The sequence below is a fragment of the Streptomyces sp. NPDC007205 genome (genome assembly GCF_040634095.1).
In the GTDB taxonomy this organism is placed as follows: Bacteria; Actinomycetota; Actinomycetes; order Streptomycetales; family Streptomycetaceae; genus Streptomyces.
Genome location: NZ_JBEYEW010000013.1, coordinates 191,198 through 212,819 on the forward strand (window position 1 = coordinate 191,198; position 21,622 = coordinate 212,819).

The 21,622-nt window shown below is 72.0% G+C and carries 19 protein-coding genes and 1 pseudogene; 14 read left to right on the forward strand and 6 right to left on the reverse strand.

What is annotated here, in order from left to right; genetic code table 11:
• Positions 1-32 precede the first annotated feature (32 nt).
• The 6 genes from ABZ624_RS22800 to ABZ624_RS22825 all read left to right on the forward strand — a co-directional run bounded on the left by ABZ624_RS22800 (position 33) and on the right by ABZ624_RS22825 (position 7,822).
• Complete coding sequence (locus tag ABZ624_RS22800; RefSeq protein ID WP_360091758.1) at positions 33-2,885, forward strand: DEAD/DEAH box helicase; 2,853 nt, start codon at positions 33-35, stop codon at positions 2,883-2,885.
• A 348-nt stretch (positions 2,886-3,233) separates the two neighbouring features.
• The gene (locus ABZ624_RS22805) at positions 3,234-4,904 is read left to right on the forward strand and encodes an ATP-binding protein (RefSeq protein ID WP_360091761.1); all 1,671 of its coding nucleotides are present in this window, start codon (positions 3,234-3,236) and stop codon (positions 4,902-4,904) included.
• Positions 4,901-5,305 carry a roadblock/LC7 domain-containing protein gene (locus tag ABZ624_RS22810; protein WP_360091764.1) on the forward strand — a complete coding sequence of 135 codons (405 nt, stop codon included), beginning with the start codon at positions 4,901-4,903 and terminating at the stop codon, positions 5,303-5,305. The genes ABZ624_RS22805 and ABZ624_RS22810 overlap by 4 nt, the downstream gene beginning before the upstream one ends.
• A complete protein-coding gene (locus ABZ624_RS22815) occupies positions 5,302-5,718 on the forward strand; it encodes a DUF742 domain-containing protein (protein ID WP_360091767.1) in 417 nt (138 codons plus the stop codon). Before ABZ624_RS22810 ends, ABZ624_RS22815 begins: the two co-directional genes overlap by 4 nt.
• Positions 5,699-6,319 (forward strand): ATP/GTP-binding protein, encoded by a 621-nt coding sequence (locus ABZ624_RS22820; RefSeq protein ID WP_360091770.1) that lies wholly within the window; start codon positions 5,699-5,701, stop codon positions 6,317-6,319. The genes ABZ624_RS22815 and ABZ624_RS22820 overlap by 20 nt, the downstream gene beginning before the upstream one ends.
• A gap of 48 nt (positions 6,320-6,367) precedes the next feature.
• On the forward strand, positions 6,368-7,822 hold the full coding sequence (locus ABZ624_RS22825) for a cytochrome P450 (protein ID WP_360091773.1): 1,455 nt from the start codon (positions 6,368-6,370) through the stop codon (positions 7,820-7,822).
• 14 nt (positions 7,823-7,836) lie between these two features.
• Here the strand turns inward: ABZ624_RS22825 and ABZ624_RS22830 are convergent, their stop codons facing one another.
• Positions 7,837-8,754: a pseudouridine synthase gene (locus ABZ624_RS22830; protein ID WP_360091776.1), complete on the reverse strand. Its 918-nt coding sequence runs from the start codon at positions 8,752-8,754 to the stop codon at positions 7,837-7,839.
• Positions 8,755-8,820: 66 nt separating this feature from the next.
• Between ABZ624_RS22830 and ABZ624_RS22835 the strand changes: the two genes are divergently transcribed.
• Complete coding sequence (locus ABZ624_RS22835; protein ID WP_360091779.1) at positions 8,821-9,414, forward strand: GNAT family N-acetyltransferase; 594 nt, start codon at positions 8,821-8,823, stop codon at positions 9,412-9,414.
• Positions 9,415-9,425: 11 nt separating this feature from the next.
• On the forward strand, positions 9,426-10,364 hold the full coding sequence (locus ABZ624_RS22840; protein WP_360091782.1) for a 5'-nucleotidase: 939 nt from the start codon (positions 9,426-9,428) through the stop codon (positions 10,362-10,364).
• 7 nt (positions 10,365-10,371) lie between these two features.
• On the opposite strand, the gene ABZ624_RS22845 is transcribed toward ABZ624_RS22840, so the two are convergent.
• Positions 10,372-11,217 (reverse strand): siderophore-interacting protein, encoded by an 846-nt coding sequence (locus tag ABZ624_RS22845; RefSeq protein ID WP_360091785.1) that lies wholly within the window; start codon positions 11,215-11,217, stop codon positions 10,372-10,374.
• Between the two features lie 111 nt (positions 11,218-11,328).
• Positions 11,329-12,249: a 5'-3' exonuclease gene (locus ABZ624_RS22850; protein ID WP_360091788.1), complete on the reverse strand. Its 921-nt coding sequence runs from the start codon at positions 12,247-12,249 to the stop codon at positions 11,329-11,331.
• Between the two features lie 154 nt (positions 12,250-12,403).
• On the opposite strand from ABZ624_RS22850, the gene ABZ624_RS22855 reads away from it, so the two are divergent.
• The 4 genes and pseudogenes from ABZ624_RS22855 to ABZ624_RS22870 form a co-directional block, all read left to right on the forward strand.
• Positions 12,404-13,480, forward strand: a complete 1,077-nt coding sequence (locus ABZ624_RS22855) for a glycine betaine/L-proline ABC transporter ATP-binding protein (protein ID WP_360091791.1) — start codon at positions 12,404-12,406, stop codon at positions 13,478-13,480.
• Positions 13,473-15,287, forward strand: coding sequence for an ABC transporter permease/substrate binding protein (locus ABZ624_RS22860; protein WP_360091794.1), 1,815 nt, complete (start codon positions 13,473-13,475; stop codon positions 15,285-15,287). Before ABZ624_RS22855 ends, ABZ624_RS22860 begins: the two co-directional genes overlap by 8 nt.
• A 383-nt stretch (positions 15,288-15,670) precedes the next feature.
• Positions 15,671-16,240, forward strand: a complete 570-nt coding sequence (locus ABZ624_RS22865) for an XRE family transcriptional regulator (protein WP_360091797.1) — start codon at positions 15,671-15,673, stop codon at positions 16,238-16,240.
• 89 nt (positions 16,241-16,329) lie between these two features.
• A pseudogene (locus tag ABZ624_RS22870) lies at positions 16,330-16,648 on the forward strand (helical backbone metal receptor); the annotation flags it as partial.
• Here the strand turns inward: ABZ624_RS22870 and ABZ624_RS22875 are convergent.
• Positions 16,560-17,726, reverse strand: coding sequence for a TDT family transporter (locus ABZ624_RS22875; protein ID WP_360091800.1), 1,167 nt, complete (start codon positions 17,724-17,726; stop codon positions 16,560-16,562). The pseudogene ABZ624_RS22870 and the gene ABZ624_RS22875 overlap by 89 nt on opposite strands.
• A gap of 70 nt (positions 17,727-17,796) precedes the next feature.
• Between ABZ624_RS22875 and ABZ624_RS22880 the strand changes: the two genes are divergently transcribed.
• Both ABZ624_RS22880 and ABZ624_RS22885 read left to right on the forward strand, forming a co-directional pair.
• Positions 17,797-18,720, forward strand: coding sequence for a LysR family transcriptional regulator (locus tag ABZ624_RS22880; RefSeq protein ID WP_360091803.1), 924 nt, complete (start codon positions 17,797-17,799; stop codon positions 18,718-18,720).
• A 180-nt stretch (positions 18,721-18,900) separates the two neighbouring features.
• The gene (locus ABZ624_RS22885) at positions 18,901-19,854 is read left to right on the forward strand and encodes a phosphotransferase (protein WP_360091806.1); all 954 of its coding nucleotides are present in this window, start codon (positions 18,901-18,903) and stop codon (positions 19,852-19,854) included.
• A 201-nt stretch (positions 19,855-20,055) separates the two neighbouring features.
• Here ABZ624_RS22885 and ABZ624_RS22890 read toward each other — a convergent pair whose 3' ends face one another.
• Positions 20,056-20,742 (reverse strand): gamma-glutamyl-gamma-aminobutyrate hydrolase family protein, encoded by a 687-nt coding sequence (locus tag ABZ624_RS22890; protein WP_360091809.1) that lies wholly within the window; start codon positions 20,740-20,742, stop codon positions 20,056-20,058.
• 52 nt (positions 20,743-20,794) lie between these two features.
• On the reverse strand, positions 20,795-21,532 hold the full coding sequence (locus ABZ624_RS22895; protein WP_360091812.1) for an FCD domain-containing protein: 738 nt from the start codon (positions 21,530-21,532) through the stop codon (positions 20,795-20,797).
• Positions 21,533-21,622 lie beyond the last annotated feature (90 nt).

Consider the following 21,622-nt stretch of genomic DNA (forward strand, 5'->3'; position numbering starts at 1 on the left):
TCCGTAGCTGTCGATCAGCCCACTTCCGGATAATGATCGTCCTGTTGTCAGTGGCGCCCGGTACGCTCGAAAGCACGATGACAGAGGACCTCTCACCGGCCGAGCGGTACGCGGCAGCCCGCAGGCGGGCAGCCGAGCAGGCCACCGCGCTCGCGTCCTTCCGCGAGATGTACGACTTCGGCCTCGACCCCTTCCAGATCGAGGCCTGCCAGGCACTCGAGGCGGGCAAGGGCGTACTGGTGGCCGCCCCCACCGGCTCGGGCAAGACGATCGTGGGCGAGTTCGCCGTCCACCTCGCCCTCCAGCAGGGCAAGAAGTGCTTCTACACGACACCCATCAAGGCGCTGTCGAACCAGAAGTACGCCGACCTGTGCCGCCGCTACGGCACGGAGAAGGTCGGCCTGCTCACCGGCGACAACAGCGTGAACTCCGAGGCGCCGGTGGTCGTGATGACCACCGAGGTCCTGCGGAACATGCTCTACGCCGGCTCCCAGACCCTCCTCGGCCTCGGCTACGTGGTCATGGACGAGGTGCACTACCTCTCCGACCGCTTCCGCGGCGCCGTCTGGGAAGAGGTGATCATCCACCTGCCCGAGTCGGTGACCCTGGTGTCGCTGTCGGCGACCGTCTCCAATGCCGAGGAGTTCGGTGACTGGCTGGACACCGTCCGCGGCGACACCGAGGTGATCGTCTCCGAGCACCGGCCCGTGCCCCTGTTCCAGCACGTCCTCGCCGGGCGGAGGATGTACGACCTGTTCGAGGAGGGCGAGGGCCACAAGAAGGCCGTCAACCCCGACCTCGTCCGCCTGGCCCGCATGGAGGCGACGAGACCGTCGTACCAGGACCGGCGGCGCGGCCGTGCGATGCGGGAGGCCGACCGCGAGCGGGAGCGCAGACAGCGCTCGCGCGTGTGGACGCCGGGCCGTCCCGAGGTCATCGAGCGGCTGGACTCCGAGGGCCTGCTGCCGGCCATCACCTTCATCTTCAGCCGCGCCGCCTGCGAGGCCGCCGTCCAGCAGTGCCTGTACGCGGGCCTGAGGCTCAACGACGAGGAGGCGCGGGACCGCGTCCGCGCCCTGGTCGAGGAACGCACCTCCCACATCGCGCAGGAGGACCTGCACGTCCTCGGCTACTACGAATGGCTGGAGGGTCTGGAGCGGGGCATCGCCGCCCATCACGCGGGCATGCTGCCGACCTTCAAGGAGGTCGTCGAGGAGCTGTTCGTCCGTGGCCTGGTCAAGGCGGTGTTCGCGACCGAGACCCTCGCCCTCGGTATCAACATGCCCGCCCGCTCGGTGGTGTTGGAGAAGCTCGTCAAGTGGAACGGCGAGCAGCACGCCGACATCACGCCGGGCGAGTACACCCAGCTGACGGGCCGTGCGGGCCGCCGGGGCATCGACATCGAGGGGCACGCGGTCGTGCTGTGGCAGCGCGGCATGAGCCCGGAGCACCTCGCCGGTCTCGCGGGCACGCGCACGTATCCGCTGCGCTCCAGCTTCAGGCCGTCGTACAACATGGCGGTCAACCTGGTCGAGCAGTTCGGCCGGCACCGCTCGCGCGAGCTGCTGGAGACCTCCTTCGCACAGTTCCAGGCGGACAAGTCGGTCGTCGGGATCTCCCGCCAGGTCCAGCGCAACGAGGAGGGGCTGGCCGGCTACAAGGCCTCCATGACCTGCCACCTCGGCGACTTCGAGGAGTACGCGCGGCTGCGCCGCGAGCTGAAGGACCGGGAGACCGAGCTGGCCCGGCAGGGCGCCAACCAGCGGCGCGCCGAGGCCGCCAGCGCCCTGGAGCGGCTCAAGCCGGGCGACGTCATCCACGTACCCACGGGCAAGTACGCCGGTCTGGCCCTGGTGCTGGACCCCGGTCTGCCCGCCGGCCGTTCCAACGGCCACCGCGGCTACGATCACTACGACGGGCCGCGCCCGCTGGTGCTGACCGCCGAGCGGCAGGTCAAGCGGCTGGCGTCGATGGACTTCCCGGTGCCGGTCGAGCCGCTGGACCGGATGCGGATCCCGAAGTCCTTCAACCCGCGCTCGCCGCAGTCCCGCCGCGACCTGGCCTCCGCGCTGCGCACCAAGGCCGGGCACATCCCGTCGGAGCGGGCCCGTAAAAAGCGTTCGCAGGCCGCCGACGACCGTGAGATCGCCCGGCTGCGGACCGCGATCCGCGCCCATCCGTGCCATGGCTGCAACGACCGCGAGGACCATGCCCGTTGGGCCGAGCGCTACCACCGGCTGCTGCGTGACACCTCGCAGCTGGAGCGTCGGATCGAGGGCCGTACGAACACCATCGCGCGGACCTTCGACCGGATCGTGGCCCTGCTGACCGAGCTGGACTATCTGCGCGGCAACGAGGTCACCGAGCACGGCAAGCGGCTCGCCCGGCTGTACGGCGAACTCGACCTGCTGGCCAGCGAGTGCCTGCGTGAGGGCGTCTGGGAAGGACTCGGCCCGGCGGAACTCGCCGCCTGCGTCTCGGCGTTGGTGTACGAGGCACGGGTCGGCGACGACGCGATGGTGCCCAAGCTGCCCTCGGGCAGGGCGAAGGCCGCGCTCGGCGAGATGGTGCGGATCTGGGGCCGGCTGGACGGTCTGGAGGAGGAGTTCCGGATCAGCCAGACCGAGGGCGTCGGACAGCGGGAGCCGGACCTCGGCTTCGCCTGGGCCGCGTACATGTGGGCCTCGGGCATGGGGCTCGACGAGGTGCTGCGCGAGGCAGAGATGCCCGCGGGGGACTTCGTGCGGTGGTGCAAGCAGGTGATCGACGTGCTGGGTCAGATCTCGGCGGCGGCTGTCTCCGAGGGGTCGACCGTGGCCAAGGCCGCGCGCAAGGCTGTCGATCAGTTGCTGCGAGGGGTTGTCGCCTACTCGTCGGTGGGGTGACCTGACGACTCGCGGGTGCGGGTCCGGGTGGGGTGAAGGGGTCGCGTCTGCGGCCCCTTCACTCATTACGGTGAGTTACTCTCGCATACCTGTGCGCCGTGACCGAATGTGTTCGAATAATGACCCGGCGTGTAAATAAGCCGAGCGTACTCCTGTTGCGCGGGCGATTTCAGGTGCTTGCTGAATATGACACGGCGATGATCCGGTCGGACTAAGCTCGCCCGCGGCGCACCGAGTTGAGGCAATTCGTGCGCTTGTTCCCAAACATGCGACAGATCCCAACAGTTCCATGAACCTTCCCCCCGAAAGCTCTCCCGACACCCAGCCGATTCGTCTCAGAAGGCATCCATGGTGAGTGTTCAGAAGCCTCCCGGCGGCCGCGAACGTCCCTATGCGCGCGTGCTGTTGCTCCCAGCCATAGTGATGGCCGCCGCGACCGGAGCCGCCGTCGCCCTGGCGCCGGCGTCGGCCCGCATCACCGTCGGCGCGCTCGGGGCGCTGGCCCTGCTGCTGGTCCTCGCCACGGGTGCGGAGGCCGCCCGCCGCGGCCGCAGGCTCCGCGAGCAGCAGGCCGAGTACGCCCGTCACACCGCGTATCTGGAGCACCGGCTCGCCGCCCACGACCAGCTGATCGCGCGCTTCGCCACCGACGTCATCCCGTACGGCCTGCAGCGGCTGCGCGCCGGCGAACCGCTGCGGGACGTGCTGGTCAACGCCTACGACGTCGACCCCGAACTGCGCGGCCTGCCCGAGATGTACCGCGAGATGTTCCGCGTCGCGCTGCGCGGCGCCGACCACGAGATCAACATGCGCGACGCCACCGAGCGCTCCTACGTGAGCATCGCCCGCCGCGTCCAGGCCATCGTCCACCAGCAGTCCAACGAACTGCGGGAGATGGAGGAGGACCACGGCCGCAACCCCGAGGTGTTCGACGACCTGCTGCGCATCGACCACGGCACCTCGCTGATCGGCCGCCTCGCCGACACCATCGCCGTCCTCGGCGGCGGCCGCCCCGGCCGCCAGTGGCCCCTGCCGGTCTCCCTCTACAGCACCCTGCGCGGCGCCATGTCGCGCATCCTGGAGTACCGCCGCATCGAGCTGAACTCGATCGTCAACATCAACATCAAGGGCACCGCCGTCGAGCCGGTCATCCACGCCGCCGCCGAACTCCTCGACAACGCCACCCGCTACTCGCCACCCTCGACCAAGGTGCATGTCACCGCTGCCGAGGTGCAGGCCGGCATCGCCATCGAGATCGAGGACGCCGGCGTCAGCCTCAGCGAGGAGTCCCGGGCCCGCATCGAGCAGATGATCGAGGACGCCAAGAACGGCGACGACGCCCACAACCTCGGCGAGAACCCGCGGCTCGGCCTCGCCGTCGTCGGCCGCCTGTGCAAGTTCTTCGACATGGAGGTCTCGCTGCGCGCCTCCGCCTACGGCGGCGTCCGCGCGATCCTCATCGTGCCGCGCGTCATGACCACCACCGAGCCCGGAGTCGGGGCCGCCCACGGCATCGGCGCCACCGGCGCGCCGGTGCCCGCGCTCGGCGCCGTCGAGGGCCCCAAGCGCCCGCCGAAGAGGCGCCGTCCCACCAGCCCCAAGATCCCCGCCGGGATCACCATGGAGGACGACGTACCCGAGGTCACGGAGTGGACGGCGGGCGGACTGCCGCAGCGTCGCAGCCGGATGAAGACCCCGCTGAGCCAGCGCTTCGCCGAGAAGGCGGAGGTCGAGCGGGCCGAGCGCGAGGGCAGGCCCACCATCTGGTCGCAGCCCCGGCCCGAAGCGAAGCAGCCCGAGATGGATCCCGAGCGCAGGAAGCTCATGGAGCGGCCGATCGGCCAGGGCATCGAGGACTTCTGGAACGGCCTGCGCAAGGGCATGCCCGAGGGCGCCACCGGACCCGAACTGACCGACTTCACGAGGCACCCGGAAAAGTACGTGCACCTGCTCAACGACTACGCGGACGAGCCCGTCGAGGGCACCACCGAGGCCGACGACGAGGGGGACCTCAAGTGATCCAGCAGCGAGGCAACATCGACTGGATGCTCAAGCAGCTCAACGACGGCGTGCCGGGCATCGAGATGATCGTGGTCCTCTCCGCGGACGGACTGCGCATCGCCCGCTACGGCGGCGACCCCGACGCCTGCGACCGGGTGGCCGCCGCCTGCGCGGGCGTACAGAGCCTGGCCGGCGCCATCATCAAGGAGCTCCCCGGCGCCGGCGACATGCAGGTCGTCGTCTTCGAGATCGACGGCGGCTACTTCTACCTCATGAACGCCGGCGACAACGCCTACCTCGCCGTGCTCGCCGACGTGACCTGCGAGCCGGGCCGGATGAGCGGCATGATGCGCGACCTCGTCGTGCGGATCGGCGCCCACCTCACCAGTCCGCCCCGGCGGAACGGGCAGACCGTATGACTCCTCCACAACGCAAACGGCGCGAGCCGAAGCCCCCGCCGCCTCCGCCGCCGCCCGCGCCGAAACCGGCCGACGCGGAGGCCGAGCCCAAGAACCCCGAGCGGCTGTACACCGTCGCCGGATCCGAGGACGGCGCGCGCGCCGAACTCGACCTCGTGACCCTGATCGTGGCGCGCGACGCCCCCCAGCCGGCCGCCTCACCGGAGCAGGCCGCGGTCCTGCGGCTCTGCGCCAACCCCCTGTCCGTGGCCGAACTGTCGGCCTACCTGAACCTGCCGTTCAGCGCGATGACCGTCCTGATCACCGAGCTGATCACGGCTGAACTGGTGCAGGTACGCGCCCCGGTCGTCCGTCAGGTCGTACCCGACCGTTCACTCCTCGAAGCGGTGATGCATGGACTTCAAAGGCTCTGACACCATCCCCGGCCCCCGCACCGAGGATCATCTGCCGCACACGGCCCAGGCCGCGGTGAAGATCGTGATCGTGGGCGGCTTCGGTGTCGGCAAGACCACCATGGTCGGCTCCGTCAGCGACATCAGACCGCTGACCACCGAGGAGACCATGACCCAGGCCGGTATCGGCGTGGACGACAACTACGGGTCCGAATCCAAGACCGCCACCACCGTGGCCATGGACTTCGGCCGCATCAGCATCACCGACAAGCTGGTGCTCTACCTCTTCGGCACCCCCGGCCAGGAGCGCTTCTGGTTCCTGTGGAACGGCCTGTTCGAAGGCGCGCTCGGCGCGGTCGTCCTCGTCGACACCCGGCGTCTGGAGGTCAGCTTCGACGTCATGGGCCGGCTGGAGGAACGCGGCGTGCCCTTCGTCGTCGCCATCAACTCCTTCCCCGACGCGCCGCGTTATCCCGTCGAGGAACTGCGCACCGCGCTCGACCTGACCCCGGAGATCCCGATCATCGAGTGCGACGTACGCCGCCGGGCCTCCAGCAAGGACGTCCTGATGACCCTGATGCGCTTCCTGCACTCGATCGCCCTGACCGGCGCCCTCACCTGACCCGCCGCCGACCGACCCCCACACTCTTTTCCGTTCCGGAGCGACACCGTGACGTCTGAACCCACGTCCCTGACCGACACCGACCCCACCTCCTTCCCGCCGCCGGGCTGCCCCGCGCACGGCCTCGGCCCCGGCGGGCTGCGCCGGCTCTACGGCCCCGACGCGCAGGACCTGGGCGACCTCTACGAGCGGCTGCGGCAGCAGCACGGCTCCGTGGCGCCCGTACTGCTCCACGACGACGTACCCATGTGGGTGGTCCTCGGGCACGCCGAGAACCTGCACCTGGTCCGCAGTCCCTCCCTGTACACCCGCGACAGCCGGATCTGGAGCCCGCTGGCCGAGGGCATGGTCAAGCCCGACCACCCGCTCATGCCGCACATCGCCTGGCAGCCGATCTGCTCGCACGCCGAGGGCGACGAGCACCAGCGGCTGCGCGCGGCGGTCACCGCGGCCATGGCCACCATCGACCACCGCAGCATGCGCCGCCACATCGGCCGCTACACCCAGGGCCTGGTCAACAGCTTCTGCGAACGCGGCCGGGCCGACCTGGTCTCCCAGTTCGCCGAGCACCTGCCGATGGCCGTCATGTGCGAGATCCTCGGCATGCCGGAGGAGTACAACGACCGGATGGTGCAGGCCGCGCGGGACGCCCTGAAGGGCACCGAGACCGCCATCCAGAGCCACACCTACGTCATGGACGCGCTCAGCCGGCTCACCACCAGGCGCCGCGCCCGGCCCGAGGACGACTTCACCAGTCACCTCGTCACCCACCCGGCCGGACTCAGCGACGACGAGGTCCGCGAACACCTGCGGCTCGTCCTCTTCGCGGCCTACGAGGCCACCGCGAACCTCCTCGCCAACGCGCTGCGCATGGTCCTCACCGAGCCGGGCTTCCGCGCCCAGCTCAGCGGCGGCCAGATGACCGTGCCGGAGGCGATCGAGCAGTCCCTGTGGGACGAGCCGCCGTTCAGCACCGTCTTCGGCTACTACGCCAAGCAGGACACCGAGCTGGGCGGGCAGCGCATCCGCAAGGGCGACGGCCTGCTCTTCGCGCCCGCGCCGGGCAACCTCGACCCGCGTATCCGCCCGGACCTGTCCGCGAGCATGCAGGGCAACCGTTCCCACCTCGCCTTCGGCGGTGGCCCCCATGAGTGCCCCGGTCAGGACATCGGCCGTGCCATCGCCGACGTCGGCGTCGACGCGCTGCTGATGCGGCTGCCCGATGTCCAGCTCGACTGCGCGGAGGAGGAGTTGAGCTGGCGCTCGTCCATCGCCTCCCGGCACCTGGTGTCCCTGCCCGTGCGCTTCGAGCCCAAGCCGCAGCAGGACGTCGACGGTCCGCCCCGGCCCCTGGCCATCCCGCGGCAGCAGCCTTCGGCGATCGAGCCGCGTACCATCATCCCCAGTCCCGTCGCGCCCGAGGCCTACCGTGCGGCACCCGAGCCGGCGGCGCGCCCGCGGGGCGTCTGGCGGCGGCTGCTGCACTGGTGGCGTGGCGAGTAGCCCGGGGGCGCGGGTCAGGCGGTGAGCACGCGCTCGCTGACGAACGTGTGCTCCCTGCCCGTGACCGGGTCGGTGAACTCCAGCCTCCGCGCGAGCAGTCGCAGCGGGTTCCGGAAGTCGCCGGCCGGCACCGGGGCGGTCACCTCCGGGTACAGCGGGTCGCCGAGGATGGGCACGCCGAGCGCGTTCAGATGCACCCGCAGCTGGTGGGTCTGCCCGGTCGCCGGGACCAGCCGGTACCGGGCGAGCCCGCCCCGGTGCCCGGCGATCTCCACATAGGTCTCGGCGTTCGGCTCGCCCTCGACCTCCCGGGCCGCCTGCACCCCGCGCTCCTTGACGATCCGGCTGCGCACGGTCCGGGGCAGGACCAGCGAGGGTTCGTACGGGGCGATCGCCTCGTATTCCTTGTACACCCGCCGGTCCCGGAACAGCGTCTGGTACGCGCCGCGCTCCTCGGGGCGCACGGTGAACAGCACCAGCCCCGCCGTGAGCCGGTCCAGCCGGTGCGCGGCGGTCAGCGTCGGTATGTCCAGCTCGCGGCGCAGCCGCGCCAGCGCGGTCTCGGCCACATGGGTGCCGCGCGGGGTCGTCGCGAGGAAGTGCGGCTTGTCGGCGACGACGATGTGGTCGTCCCGGTACACCACCTCCACCGGGAACGGCACCGGCACCTCGGCGGGCAGCTCACGGTGGAACCACACGAACATCCCCGGCTCGTACGGCGCGTCCGGCGCCACCGCCCGCCCGTCGGCGCCGACGACCCGCCCCGCGTCGAACATCGACTCGACCATCCCGGGCCCGGCCCCCGTCAGCCGTGCCACCAGATGCTCCCGTACGGTGGCCCACATCCCGTCGTGCGGCAGCCGCACCCGCACCGGATCGACACCGTCGATCTGGGCGAGCGGTGCGGGCGGGGGCGGGGTACGGCGTCTCATCGGGGTCAAGGGTACGAGGCGGAAAGCGGGTGCGCCGCCGGCCCCGTGGCCGTCAGGATGTGGATCATGCCGTATCTCAACAGCCCGGTCGTGCCGGCCGGAACCCTCGCCCGCATGCCTCAGCCCGCCCTTCCCGCCGGCGGCGGCCTGCTGCTGCGACCGTGGCGGGCCGAGGACGCGCCCGCCGTGTACGCCGCCTTCCAGGACCCGTTGATGCACCAGTGGCACATCAGGTCCGCCGACTCGGAGGAGGAGGTCGCCGACTGGATCACCCAGTGGCAGAGCGGCTGGAAGGACGAGCGCCAGGCGCAGTGGGCGGTGGTGGACGCGGACACCGGCGAGCTGCTGGGGCGGGTCGCGTTGCGCGAGATCGTGCTGGGCGACGGCTGCGCCGAGGTCGGGTACTGGACGGTGGCCGGGGCGCGCGGGCGGGGTGTCGCGGCCAGCGCCACCACCGCCCTGTCCCACTGGGCGTTCGAGGAGATCGGGCTCCACCGCCTCGAACTCTCCCACGCCACCGCCAACGAGGCGTCCTGCCGGGTGGCCGTGAAAGCCGGTTTCGCCGCGGAGGGCACCAGGCGCAGCGCCCTGCTCCACCCCGACGGCTGGCACGACATGCACCTTCACGCACGTGTACGAGGCGACCGGGCATCGGTGTGAGGATGTAGGGCATGCCCGCCTACGATCTCGCGAACCGGCTCGTCGTCGGTGTCGCCTCCAGCGCCCTGTTCGATCTGCGGGAGTCGGACGCGGTCTTCCGCGAGCAGGGCGAGGAGGCCTACCGGGCCTATCAGGAGGAGAACCGCGACACCACGCTCCGGCCGGGCATCGCCTTCGCCTTCATACGGCGGCTGCTGTCGCTGAACGACCTCGGGGAGCCGGGAGATCCGCTCGTCGAGGTCATCATCCTCTCCCGCAACGACCCGGACACCGGTCTGCGGGTCATGCGGTCGATCCAGACCCACGGGCTGCCGATCAGCCGGGCCGTCTTCATGCAGGGCCGGTCCCCGTACAAGTTCATGTCCGCGCTGAACATGTCCCTGTTCCTGTCGGCGAACGGCGACGACGTGCGCGAGGCCGTCGCCGCCGGACTGCCCGCAGGGCATGTGCTCGGAGCGGCGTACCCGGACGACCCCGCCGACCGGGAACTGCGGATCGCGTTCGACTTCGACGGGGTGCTGGCCAGTGACGCCGCCGAGCAGGTGTACCAGGCCGACGGACTGGAGGAGTTCCGCGCGCACGAGGCCCGCAACGCGGCGACGCCGCACGACCCAGGACCGCTGCGGGACTTCCTCGCCGGGGTGAACCGGATACAGCGCCGGGAGGAGGAGCGGCGCAGGAGCGACCCGGGCTACGCGGTCCGGGTCCACGTCTCCATCGTGACCGCGCGCAACGCCCCCGCCCACGAGCGGGCCGTCAACAGCCTCAAGCAGTGGGGGGTGCGGGTCAACGACGCCTTCTTCCTCGGCGGCATCGACAAGGGCGCGGTCATGAAGGTGCTGGACCCGCACATCTTCTTCGACGACCAGGTGACGCATCTGCGCAGCACGTCCCGGACCACGCCCAGCGTGCACATCCCGTTCGGGAAGATCAACGAGGTGCCGTCCTGAGCGACGGTCAGGCCGCCGCCGCGCCGCTCTCCTGCTCGGCCTCGACGCGGGCGTTCCACTCCCGCTTGGAGGCCTGCCAGCCGTCCTCGTTGTGCCCCAGGCGCCAGTAGCCGGAGATCGACAGGTCCTCGCGCGGGATGTCCCGCTCCACCCGCAGCAGTCGGCGCAGCTCCTTCACGAAGCCCGCCTCGCCGTGCACGAACGCGTGCACCCGGCCCTCGGGGAACTCCAGCGCGCGCACGGCCTCGACCAGCGCCTCGCCGACCGGCCGGTCCTCGCGGTGCAGCCAGACGACCTCCACCTCGGAGTCGATCTTCTGCTCCTCGCCGGGGCCGGACACCTCCACGAAGGCGTGCGCGCGGGCACCCGCGGGCAGTGCCTCCAGAGACCGTGCGATCGCGGGCAGCGCGCTCTCGTCACCGACGAGCAGATGCCAGTCGGCGGCCGGGTCAGGGGCGTAGGCGCCGCCGGGTCCCAGGAAGCGCACGGTCTCGCCCGGCTGTACCCGGGTGGCCCACGGGCCGGCCAGTCCCTCGTCGCCGTGGACGACGAAGTCCAGGGTCAGCTCCCGGTGTTCGGCATCCCAGGCGCGCACGGTGTAGGTCCGGGTCACCGGCCACTGCTCCCGCGGGAACTCGGCGCGGATCCGCTCCAGGTCGAAGGGCTCCGGGTAGCTCACGCCGTCGGGGCCGAAGAGCAGTTTGACGTAGTGGTCGGTGCAGGTGTCCGCCGTGAAGCCGGTCAGGCCCTCGCCGCCGAGCACCACCCGCTGCATGTGCGGGGTCAGGCGCTCGGTGCGGATCACATGGGCGATACGGGCCTTGCGCGGCTTTCGTCCCGGACGCTCTGCCATCACGACCTCCTGGGATTGGTTAGGTTTGCCTAAGTTAGCATCTCGCTCGGGGTCAACACCTCCTTCCTGGACGCGGGATGAGAGCACTTTGCCGGAATATTCCGGGCCGGGTCACTCGGTGAGCGTGGTCAGCAGCCGCTGCAGCGAGCCGCCGAGCCCCCACCGCTCGGCCAGCCGCTCCAGCGCCGCCGGGTCGCGCGGGGTGTGCGGCAGGGCCGTGCGGACGTCCGGCAGCGGGACGTCGTCGGCCACCCGCACCACCTTCGGTGCGACCGCGACGTACGGCCGGGCCTCGGTGAGCCGCTTGCGCTGCGACGGCGTGAGCTTCGCCCGCGGGTCGTCGACCGCCGCCATGATCCCGGCCAGGTCGCCGAACTCGGCGAGCAGCTTGGCGGCCGTCTTCTCGCCGATCCCGGCCACGCCCGGCAGGCCGTCGCTGGGATCGCCGCGCAGCAGCGCGAGATCCGCGTACCCGCGCCCGTCCACCCCATACTTCTCGCGCAGCACCGCCTCGTCGGTCAGCTGCAGCGTGCCGACGCCCTTCAGCGGGTACAGCACCCGGATCCCACGCGCGTCGTCCACCAGCTGGTACAGATCGCGGTCGCCGGTGACGATGTCCACCGGGCCCTCGGCGCGCGCCGCGAACGTGCCGATCACGTCGTCCGCCTCGTACCCCGCGACGCCGACCCGCGCGATGCCGAGCGCGTCCAGCACCTCCTCGATGACCGGCACCTGCGGGGACAGGGTGTCCGGCACCTCCTCCTCGTCCGGCGCGCCCGCGTGCTCCTCGGCGACCCGGTGCGCCTTGTAGGTGGGGATGAGGTCCACCCGCCAACCGGGCCGCCAGTCGGCGTCCATGCAGGCCACCAGGTGCTCCGGCTGATGGTCCCTGACCAGCCGGTCGATGAAGTCCAGCAGGCCGCGCACGGCGTTCACGGGCGTGCCGTCCGGGGCCTTCACGGAGTCCGGGACGCCGAAGTAGGCGCGGAAGTACAGCGAAGCGGTGTCGAGGAGCATGAGTCGTCCGGTCACGCTCGCATCATGCCGTACGGCACTGACAGCCATCCCGCGCACCGGAACGCGTTGCGTGCTGCGCATCGCCGTGACTCCGGCCACGTGCGGGTTTGCCTCCGCTTGACCTGGGCAGGCGCGGCCTCTGTTCTGACCGCCGAGACGAGAGGTACGCGTGCAATCGAGGCTTGAGGCCGAGCACCTGTTCAAGGTGTTCGGCAGACGACCGGACGACGCTGTGGAACGCCTGCGGCAGGGCGCCGACCGGAAGGAACTGCGCGCCGACGGCACCACCGCCGCCGTGATCGACGCCTCGTTCCGCGTCGAGGCCGGCGAGATCTTCGTCGTCATGGGGCTGTCCGGCTCCGGCAAGTCCACCCTGCTGCGCATGCTCAACGGCCTGCTGGAGCCGACCGCGGGCAGCGTCCGCTTCGACGGCCAGGACCTGACCGCGCTCACCGCCCGCCAACTGCGCGAGCTGCGCTCGAAGAAGATCAGCATGGTCTTCCAGCACTTCGCGCTGTTCCCGCACCGCAGTGTCCGCGACAACGCCGCCTACGGCCTGGAAGTGCAGGGCGTGCCCCGCGCCGAGCGCGAACGCCGCGCCGACGAGGCGCTCGCCCTGTGCGGCCTGGCCGGCTGGGAGAAGTCCTGGCCGGACGAGCTGTCCGGTGGCATGCAGCAGCGCGTCGGCCTCGCCCGCGCCCTCGCCACCGACGCCGGCCTGCTCCTCATGGACGAGTCCTTCAGCGCCCTGGACCCGCTGATCCGCCGCGACATGCAGGACCAGTTGCTGGAACTGCAGAAGACCCTGAAGAAGACCATCGTCTTCATCACCCACGACCTCAACGAGGCCATGCGGCTCGGCGACCGCGTCGCCGTCATGCGTGACGGCCGCATCGTGCAGACCGGCACCGCCGAGGACATCCTGCTGCGCCCCGCGAACGACTACGTCGTCTCCTTCATCCAAGACGTCGACCGCTCCCGCGTGCTGACGGCGGGCGCCCTCATGGACACCTCGGTCACGGCCGACGCCCCGCTGTGCGGCTGCGAGACCGCGACCCGTGAGACGCCGTTCGCGCAGCTGTGCGCGATCAGCGCCCGGCTGTCCCACCGCGTCTCCGTCGTGGACGGGGCCAACAGGGTCATCGGTGTCGTGCCGAGGCAGCGGCTGGTCGGCTTCCTCGGCGACGAGACGGCCGATCCCGCCCCCTGTGACAACCCGGGCGGGAAGGTGATCAGCCGTGCCTAGGATCCACCTCGGCGACTGGGTCGACTCCGGCGTCAAGTGGCTGCTCGACCACCTCTCCTGGCTCTTCGACGCCATCAAGGCGGTCATGGAGAGCATGTACAACGGCATCGACGCCGTGCTCGGCGCGCCCCAGCCGCTGCTGATGGCCGGCATCCTCGCCGTCCTCGCCTGGTGGCTGCGCGGCCTCACCGCCGGCGTCCTCGCCTTCGCCGGATTCGCGCTGGTCGACTCGCTCGCCCTGTGGGACCGGGCCATGTCCACGCTCTCCCTGGTCCTCGTGGCCACCGTGATCGCGCTGGTGATCTCCGTCCCGCTGGGCATCTGGGCGGCCCGCTCCAAGACGGTCAGCGCGACCGTACGGCCCGTCCTGGACCTGCTGCAGACCATGCCGTCGATGGTCCTGCTGATCCCGGCCATGCTGTTCTTCGGCCTCGGCACCGCCCCCGGCGTCGTCGCCACGCTGATCTTCGCGCTCGCCCCCGGCGTCCGCATGACCGAACTGGGCATCCGCCAGGTCGACGCCGAACTGGTCGAGGCCGCCGAGGCGTTCGGCACCACGCCGCGCGACATCCTCTGGCGCGTCCAGCTGCCGCTCGCCCTGCCGACCATCATGGCCGGCGTCAACCAGGTGATCATGCTGGGCCTGTCCATGGTCGTCATCGCCGGCATGGTCGGCACCGGCGGCCTCGGCGGCGCCGTCAACGAGGCCATCGGCCAGCTCGACATCGGCTACGGCTTCGAGGCCGGGGTCGGCATCGTCGTGCTCGCCGTCTACCTCGACCGGATCACCGGCGCGCTCGGCACCCAGCTCTCCCCGCTGGGCCGCAGGGCCGCCGCGAAGACCCGCACGCGCGCGTGGTCGTACCGCCCGCGCCCGGCCGTCGCGGTCGTCGGCGTGGTCGTGCTCGCCCTGGTCGCGGCCGGAACGAACCTCTTCGGCCCCTCCGCCGGCACCTCCGAGGCCTCCGGACCGGACGTCGGCAAGGGCAAGGAGATCAAGATCGGCTACATCCCCTGGGACGAGGGCATCGCCTCCACCTTCCTCTGGAAGGAGATCCTGGAGGAACGCGGCTTCAAGGTCACCACCACCCAGTACACCGCCGGCCCCCTCTACACCGGCCTCGCCACCGGCCAGCTCGACTTCCAGACCGACTCCTGGCTGCCCACCACCCACGCCGAGTACTGGAAGAAGTACGGCAAGCAGCTCGACGACCTCGGCAAGTGGTACGGCCCCACCTCCCTGGAGCTGACCGTCCCCTCCTATGTCAAGGACGTGAACTCCCTGGCGGACCTCAGGGCCCACGCCTCCGAGTTCGGCGGGAAGATCGTCGGCATCGAGCCCAGCGCGGGCATGATGGGCCTGCTCAAGAGCAAGGTCCTCGACGAGTACGGCCTTCAGGGCACCTACGACGTCATCGACGGGTCCACCGCGGCCATGCTCACCGAGCTGAGGCGCGCCTACACCAAGAGGCAGCCGGTCGTCGTCACCCTCTGGTCACCGCACTGGGCCTACAGCGACTTCGACCTGAAGAAGCTCAAGGATCCCCGGGGCGCCTGGGGCAAGGGCGACGGCGTGCACACCCTGGCCCGCAAGGGCTTCACCGGCGACAACCCCCAGGTCGGCCGCTGGCTGAAGGACTTCTCCATGACCGAGAAGCAGCTCACGAGCCTGGAATCGCAGATCCAGAAGGCCGGCAAGGGCCAGGAGCAGGACGCCGTACGCGACTGGCTCCGCAAGAACCCCGGCCTGGTCGACAAGTGGGCCCCGGTCGCCAAGAAGGACCCCCACAGTCAGGCGGCCGGGTGACCTGACCGGCCCGGACCGCCACCCGAGGGCGGGCGCCGCCGTACGCCACAGCGCGTCCGGCGCGCCCGCCCTTCGCCTCGTCCGCGGGTACGGCAAGAATCCGGCCAATCACTGTACGTGATGACCGTTGGCCTTGGCGCAGTCGCCGGGTCCAGCTGGTCGGCATATTCACCCCGGGTGGGTACTCAGCCCACGGGGCCCCGAGGCCCCGTCATCGTGGCGCGAACCGTGAGGGTGAGGGCTTCGCGGCATGTCGGGGATGTGACAGGGGCGTGAAACGGTTTGCCGAACATGCGTAGGGTGCAGAGAAGTCATCAGAGAGGGTCTGCCCCGACCCGGGCACCCGGACAGCGGCACGACGAGCGAGGGAGGGAGCCGGAGCGATGGGCGACCACAAAGAGCAGCCCGTGCGGGTGGGCGCGGCCGTCCGGCGGCGCCGCCGGGCCCTGGAACTGACCCTCGCCGTCGTGGCCGAGCGCACCGGTCTGTCGGTGCCGTTCCTCAGCCAGGTCGAGAACGACCGGGCCCGCCCCAGCCGCACCTCGCTGGAGAAACTGGCCGACGCCCTGCGCACCACGGCCGTCGAACTCCTCGCCGCCGCCGACCCGGCGGCCAGCGTGGACGTCGTCCGCGCCGACCCGGCCGACCCGGACGGCTTCGCGCCCCGCACCCGCTCCCTGGTGCGCGGCCACCATCAGCTGCACGCCTCCGAGTTCACCGGCGACCATGACGCCGGCCGCGAGTTCCAGCACCGCAACGACGAGCTGATGTACGTCGCCGACGGTGCGGTGGAGATAGAGGCCGAGGGACGCGCGTATCGCCTCGGCCGAGGCGACACTCTTTATCTGACCGGTGGCGTCCGCCATCGCTGGCGGGCGACGGTGCCGGATACGCGGGTCATCGTGGTCGCGGTGGCCGAACATATCGAGGCTGTGCAGGATCGGTCGCGCTAGGTGCTCCGCAGGACGGGCCGTCATGCGTCCGCGGGTCCGTGGTCGCTGGTCGCGCGCACGCGGCGGCAGCCGCATATCGCGCACAGCCCCCGAACTGGCGCCGGCCCTGGGTGGTCCACGGCCGGGACACCTTCGCGGGTGACGTCCAGGCCCGGCTCGGTGCCGGCCATCTGCCCGCCGGCCACTCCGAGCGCTGCCCGTGTGCCGCTGGAGGAGCTGCGCACGGCGGCCCCGGACCTGGTGATCCTGCCCGACGAGCCCTACCGCTGCACCGCCGACGACAGCCCGGAGGCCTTTCCCGGACTGCCCTGCGCCCTGGTCAGCGGCCGGCACCTGACCTGGTACGGCCCGTCCCTGGCCGAGGCGCCGCGGGTGCCGGCCGAGGCGCTGCGAGCAGCTCGCCGCTGAGCAGGCCGCGTACGGTGCCGGTGGCGGCCGCCGACCAGGCGACCGCGAGGACGGCGTAGAGCCCGACCGCCAGCCCGTCGTAGACCGCGAGGCCGGTGCGCCGGGCGAGGACCGCGGCACCGGTGACACACGTGCCCACCGGGAAGGTGAACGCCCACCAGGTCATCGCGAACCCCATGCCCTGCCGGCGGGCCCGCACCACGTGCGCGGTCGCCAGCGCCAGCCACAGCAGCGCGAACCCCATGACCGGCACCCCGTACAGCACGGCGAAGACACCGAGGCCACGGTCGTACGGGGCCGGTACGACCCCGGGAGCCGCGTCCGCGATCCGGTCGACCGCGGTGGTGGACTGCCCGAGCGGGCCCAGGACCAGGAACAGGGTCGGGGTGAGCGCGAGCGGCAGCGGGCCGGAGGTGACCAGCCGGGCGAAGACCAGCGGCAGCATCAGCAGCGTCGCGCACAGGCTCAGCCCGAACAGCGCGAAACATGCCAGCAGCAGGGTCTCGCGGGGCCGGCCCGGTGGCAGATACGGCACCAGCAGCGGGCCGAGCGCGGCCGACACCATGGGCGCGACCAGCGGCAACAGCCACACCGGGGTCGCCTGCGCGGGCTGGACGCGATGCCGTACGGCCATCAGGTACGGCACGGCCACGGCAGCCGTCAGCCCGACCGCCGTACCGGCGGTGAACAGCGCGGTGTCCAGCGCGACGGCCGTGCCGGTGCCGAGCAGGTCCCGCCCGGCCGTCAGGGCGCCGCCGCCGACCGACAGCAGGGCCATGGACAGACAGCCGTAGAAGGGGGCCATGGCCGGGTCGAGGAGATCGGCGCGGGCCTGGTCGCGGTGGTGGGTCCAGTGCAGGGCACGGGCCGCCAGCAGGGCCACGAGCAGGATCAGGGACAGTGCCCAGGCTCCGTCGAAGACATCGCGCAGCCCTTCCTCGTGTGCGGGCAGCGCGACGCCGGCCGAGCCGAGGATGGCGGTGCCCATGACGCAGGCGTACCAGTTGGGGCCGAGACGGCGGACCCGGGCGGCGCGGGGGACGGAGGGAACGGACAGAGGCTGGGCTACGGTGACCACACCTCTACGGTCGCCCCGCCGCTCGCCCCTGACCAGGAGGTTCCCGCCTATGAGGGCATAAGCTGGTCTTATGAGCGAGGTGCAGGGGCAGCGGGAGCGCACGGAATCACTGGCCCACCGGGTGCCGGACCTGGCCGCACTGGAACTGCTGCTGGCGGTGGCGCGGCTGGGCAGCCTCGGGGCGGCGGCGCGCGAGGTCGGGGTCACCCAGCCCGCCGCCAGCAGCCGGATCCGCTCCATGGAACGGCAGCTGGGCGTGGCCCTGGTCGACCGCTCGCCGCGCGGCTCCCGGCTCACGGACGCCGGCGCACTGGTGACGGACTGGGCCCGTCGGGTCGTGGAGGCGGCGGCGGCCTTCGACGCGGGTGCGCGGGCGCTGCGCGACCAGCGGGACTCACGCCTCAGGGTCGCGGCGAGCATGACCATCGCCGAGTACCTGCTGCCCGGCTGGCTCCTCGCGCTGCACGCCCAGCGGCCCGACACGGCGGTGTCCCTCCTCGCCGGCAACTCGGCGAAGGTCGCGGAACTGCTGCTGTCCGGTGAGGCGGACCTCGGCTTCGTGGAAGGGCTGACGGTACCGACGGGCCTGGACTCCACGGTCATCGCCCACGACCGCCTGATCGTCGTCACCGCGCCCGGTCACACCTGGGCCCGCCGCAGGCGTCCCCTGACGGCGGAGGAGCTGGCGGCCACCCCGCTGATCCTCCGTGAGCGCGGCTCCGGTACCCGTCAGGTCCTGGACGCGGCGCTCGGCGGCCTCGCCCGTCCCCTGATCGAGCTGTCCTCGACCACGGCGGTCAAGGCGTCGGCCGTCAGCGGCGCGGGCCCCTCGGTCCTCAGCGAGCTGGCGGTGGGGGAGGAGCTGTCGATGCGGCGCCTGGTCAGCATCCCGGTGGAAGGCGTCTCCCTGCGCCGCGAACTGCGAGCGGTGTGGCCGACGGGGCATCGGCCGACGGGGCCCGCACGGGAGTTGCTGTCGCTGACACGGGGCTGACGGGGTGCTGGCGCCGGGCGGCGGTGCCCTGAAGCCGACGGCACTGCAGCTCCCCAGGGATACGGGGAACCATGCGACCAGCCCACCACGGCCCGCACCCGGGAGCGGCCCGCGACCCGTATGGCGCGCCCCCAGAAAACCGCTGGCCACGCCGCTCACCGGCCCGGCACCATGGCCGACATGCCCCTCACCGCTCCGCCCGCCGCAGGCGTCCGCGCCCCCTGGGAGAACCTCCCGTCCGTCGTCCGTGACGCCGTCGGCGAGGTGCTCGGGGCGCCGGTCGTGCACGCCGTCACGCAGAACGGCGGCTTCTCGCCCGGCGTCGCCGCACGGCTGCGCACCGCGGCGGGCGGCACCGGCTTCGTCAAGGCGGTGAGCGCCGAGGCCAATCCGCACAGCCCCCACCTGCACCGCCGCGAGGCACGCACCGCCGCCGCGCTCCCGGCCGCCGTACCCGCGCCCCGGCTGCTCGGCACGTATGACGACGGCACCTGGGTGGCGCTGGTCTTCGAGGAGGTGGCGGGGCGTCAGCCGCATGTGCCCTGGCGGCAGGAGGAGTTGCGCCGGGTGCTCGACGCCGTGACCGTGCTCGCCCGCACCGGCACACCGTGCCCCCTCGACGTTCCGGCCGTCGCCGAGAGCCTGGCCGAGGACTTCAAGGGCTGGCGCCGGCTTCTCGACGGCGAGGCCGGTGACGTACGCGACCGGCTCGGTGCCTGGACCGCCGACCATCTGCCCGAACTCGCCGCGATGGAGGCCGGCTGGGCCGAGGGCGCCTCGGGGGACACCCTGGTCCATGCCGACCTGCGCGCGGACAACGTGCTGCTCACGGCCGACGGGGGCGTGGCCTTCGTGGACTGGCCGCACGCCGTGCGTGCCGCGCCCTGGTTCGACCTGCTCGTCATGCTGCCGTGCGTACGGGCGCAGGGCGGCCCCGATCCGGAGGAGGTCTTCGCCGCACACCCGCTGGGCCGGGACGCCGACCGGGACGCCGTGACCGCCGCGCTGGCAGCCCTCACGGGCTACTTTCTGCGCAGCTCCCTGAATCCGCCGCCCCCGGGCCTGCCCACCCTGCGCCCCTTCCAGCGCGCCCAGGGCGAGGCGGCCCTGACCTGGCTGAGGAGGCGGCTGTGACCAGGCCCGGGGCGGCGGGTGCCCGGCGTCGGCACAGGAAGCGGCCCTGAGCAGGGCCGGCGTCACCGCTTGCTGCACGGGCAGACCCGGCGCTCGGCGCGGCGCAGGCCCGCCCGGCGCGGCGAGGTCGATCCGCGCCGTACCGTGCGGGAGCTGCTGCGGCGGGGCGGGAGTCGGCCCGGCTGCGGCGGCCGCCCCGGCTCAGCCCGCGGCAGCGACCAGGGCCCGCATCACGCGCAGGTCCTCGCCCATCTCGGGATGCCACTGCACGCCGAGCACCCAGCCCCCCTGCGCCGGCAGCTCGACCGCCTCCACCGTGCCGTCCGCCGCGTACGCAGAGGGCACCAGTCCCGTGCCGAGCCGGTCAACGGCCTGGTGGTGGTAGGTGGGCACGGTCGTCTCCTCCGGCACGATCCCGGCGTACAGGCTGCCCGGCACCGGCTTCACCGGGTGGCCGCCGAACACGCCGACCATCTCCGCGTGCCCCTCCAGGTGCTGCACCAGCGTCCCGCCGAGCGCCACGTTCAGCAGCTGCATGCCCCGGCAGATGCCCAGCAGCGGCGTCCCCGCGGCCAAGGCGGCCCCGATCAGGGCGAGTTCCCAGGCGTCGCGGGCCGGGGCGGGCGGGCCCGTGCGGGGGCCGCGCTCGGCGCCGTACCGGGACGGGTCCACGTCCGGGCCGCCCGCGATCACCAGCCCGTCGAGCCGGGCCACCGTCGCCGCCGCCTGCTCGGGCGCGTCCGGCGGCAGCAGTGCGGCCAGCCCGCCCGCCCGCTGCACCAGCCGCGGGTAGGCGGCGGGCAGCAGGGCCGCCTCCAGTTCCCACACACCCCAACGGGCACCGGTCTCCAGATATGTGCTCACACCGATCAACGGCCGTCCGGTCACGCCGCCCTCCCAGTCATCCAAAGGTGTCCATCGATACCTTTGCAGAGCGGGGTCACGTCAGGAAACCCCGCAGCAGTGCCGCCGTGCCCGCGCAGTGCTCGCGCATCATCTCGCGCGCGCCGTCCGCGTCCGCGTCCAGCACCGCCTCCACGATCGCGGTGTGCTGGCGCTGCGAGTGCTCCAGGTTGCGCACCAGCAGCGGGATGCAGTCCAGCAGGTCGTTCACGGTGGCCCGGACCGCCGCGTACTGCGCGGTCAGGGAAGGGGAGCCGCACAGCTCGGCCAGTGTCAGGTGCAGCAGGGTGTCCGCCCGGCGGTAGTCCGCCAGCGGGGCCTCGTGCGTGCGGTCCAGTGCCTCGCGCAGCCGGTCCGCCTGCTCCTGGGCCAGTCCGTGCGCCGCGCACAGCCCGGCCGCCCCCACCTCCAGGACCTCGCGGAACCGCAGCACGTCCTCGACGTCGACCTCGGCGATCCGGCGCCGCAGCTCGTCCTCGCCGCCGGCATCCGTGCGCGGCAGCACGAACGTTCCGCCATAGCGTCCGCGCCGCGCCTCCACCAGCCCCTGGTCCTGGAGCACCTTCAGCACCTCGCGCAGCGTCACCCGGCTGATCCCGAGCCGCTCCGCCAGCTCCCGTTCGGCCGGCAGCCGCTCCCCGCCCGGCACCAGACCGAGCCGCACGACCTGGAGGATCTGCTCCAGCGCCTCCTCGAAGCCGTTGCCCGCCCGCACCGGCCGAAGCACCGGAGCGAGCCGGTCGCCCAGCCCGTCGACGCCGATGTCCTGCGACATCCGCCGTACCCCCTTCCCAAGCAATGGTTCTGAGCAATACCTTATGGCTCCCGGCCCGCCCGAAAAAGCGCGTAGGCGCCGAAGGAGGCT

Excerpts from the sequence above, each read along its gene's own strand:
- ABZ624_RS22800 (WP_360091758.1), top strand. The coding sequence starts at position 33 with ATGATCGTCCTGTTGTCAGTGGCGCCCGGTACGCTCGAAAGCACGATG.
- ABZ624_RS22805 (WP_360091761.1), top strand. The coding sequence starts at position 3,234 with ATGGTGAGTGTTCAGAAGCCTCCCGGCGGCCGCGAACGTCCCTATGCG.
- ABZ624_RS22815 (WP_360091767.1), top strand. The coding sequence starts at position 5,302 with ATGACTCCTCCACAACGCAAACGGCGCGAGCCGAAGCCCCCGCCGCCT.
- ABZ624_RS22820 (WP_360091770.1), top strand. The coding sequence starts at position 5,699 with ATGGACTTCAAAGGCTCTGACACCATCCCCGGCCCCCGCACCGAGGAT.
- ABZ624_RS22830 (WP_360091776.1), bottom strand. The coding sequence starts at position 8,754 with ATGAGACGCCGTACCCCGCCCCCGCCCGCACCGCTCGCCCAGATCGAC.
- ABZ624_RS22835 (WP_360091779.1), top strand. The coding sequence starts at position 8,821 with ATGCCGTATCTCAACAGCCCGGTCGTGCCGGCCGGAACCCTCGCCCGC.
- ABZ624_RS22840 (WP_360091782.1), top strand. The coding sequence starts at position 9,426 with ATGCCCGCCTACGATCTCGCGAACCGGCTCGTCGTCGGTGTCGCCTCC.
- ABZ624_RS22845 (WP_360091785.1), bottom strand. The coding sequence starts at position 11,217 with ATGGCAGAGCGTCCGGGACGAAAGCCGCGCAAGGCCCGTATCGCCCAT.
- ABZ624_RS22865 (WP_360091797.1), top strand. The coding sequence starts at position 15,671 with ATGGGCGACCACAAAGAGCAGCCCGTGCGGGTGGGCGCGGCCGTCCGG.
- ABZ624_RS22880 (WP_360091803.1), top strand. The coding sequence starts at position 17,797 with ATGAGCGAGGTGCAGGGGCAGCGGGAGCGCACGGAATCACTGGCCCAC.
- ABZ624_RS22885 (WP_360091806.1), top strand. The coding sequence starts at position 18,901 with ATGCCCCTCACCGCTCCGCCCGCCGCAGGCGTCCGCGCCCCCTGGGAG.
- ABZ624_RS22895 (WP_360091812.1), bottom strand. The coding sequence starts at position 21,532 with ATGTCGCAGGACATCGGCGTCGACGGGCTGGGCGACCGGCTCGCTCCG.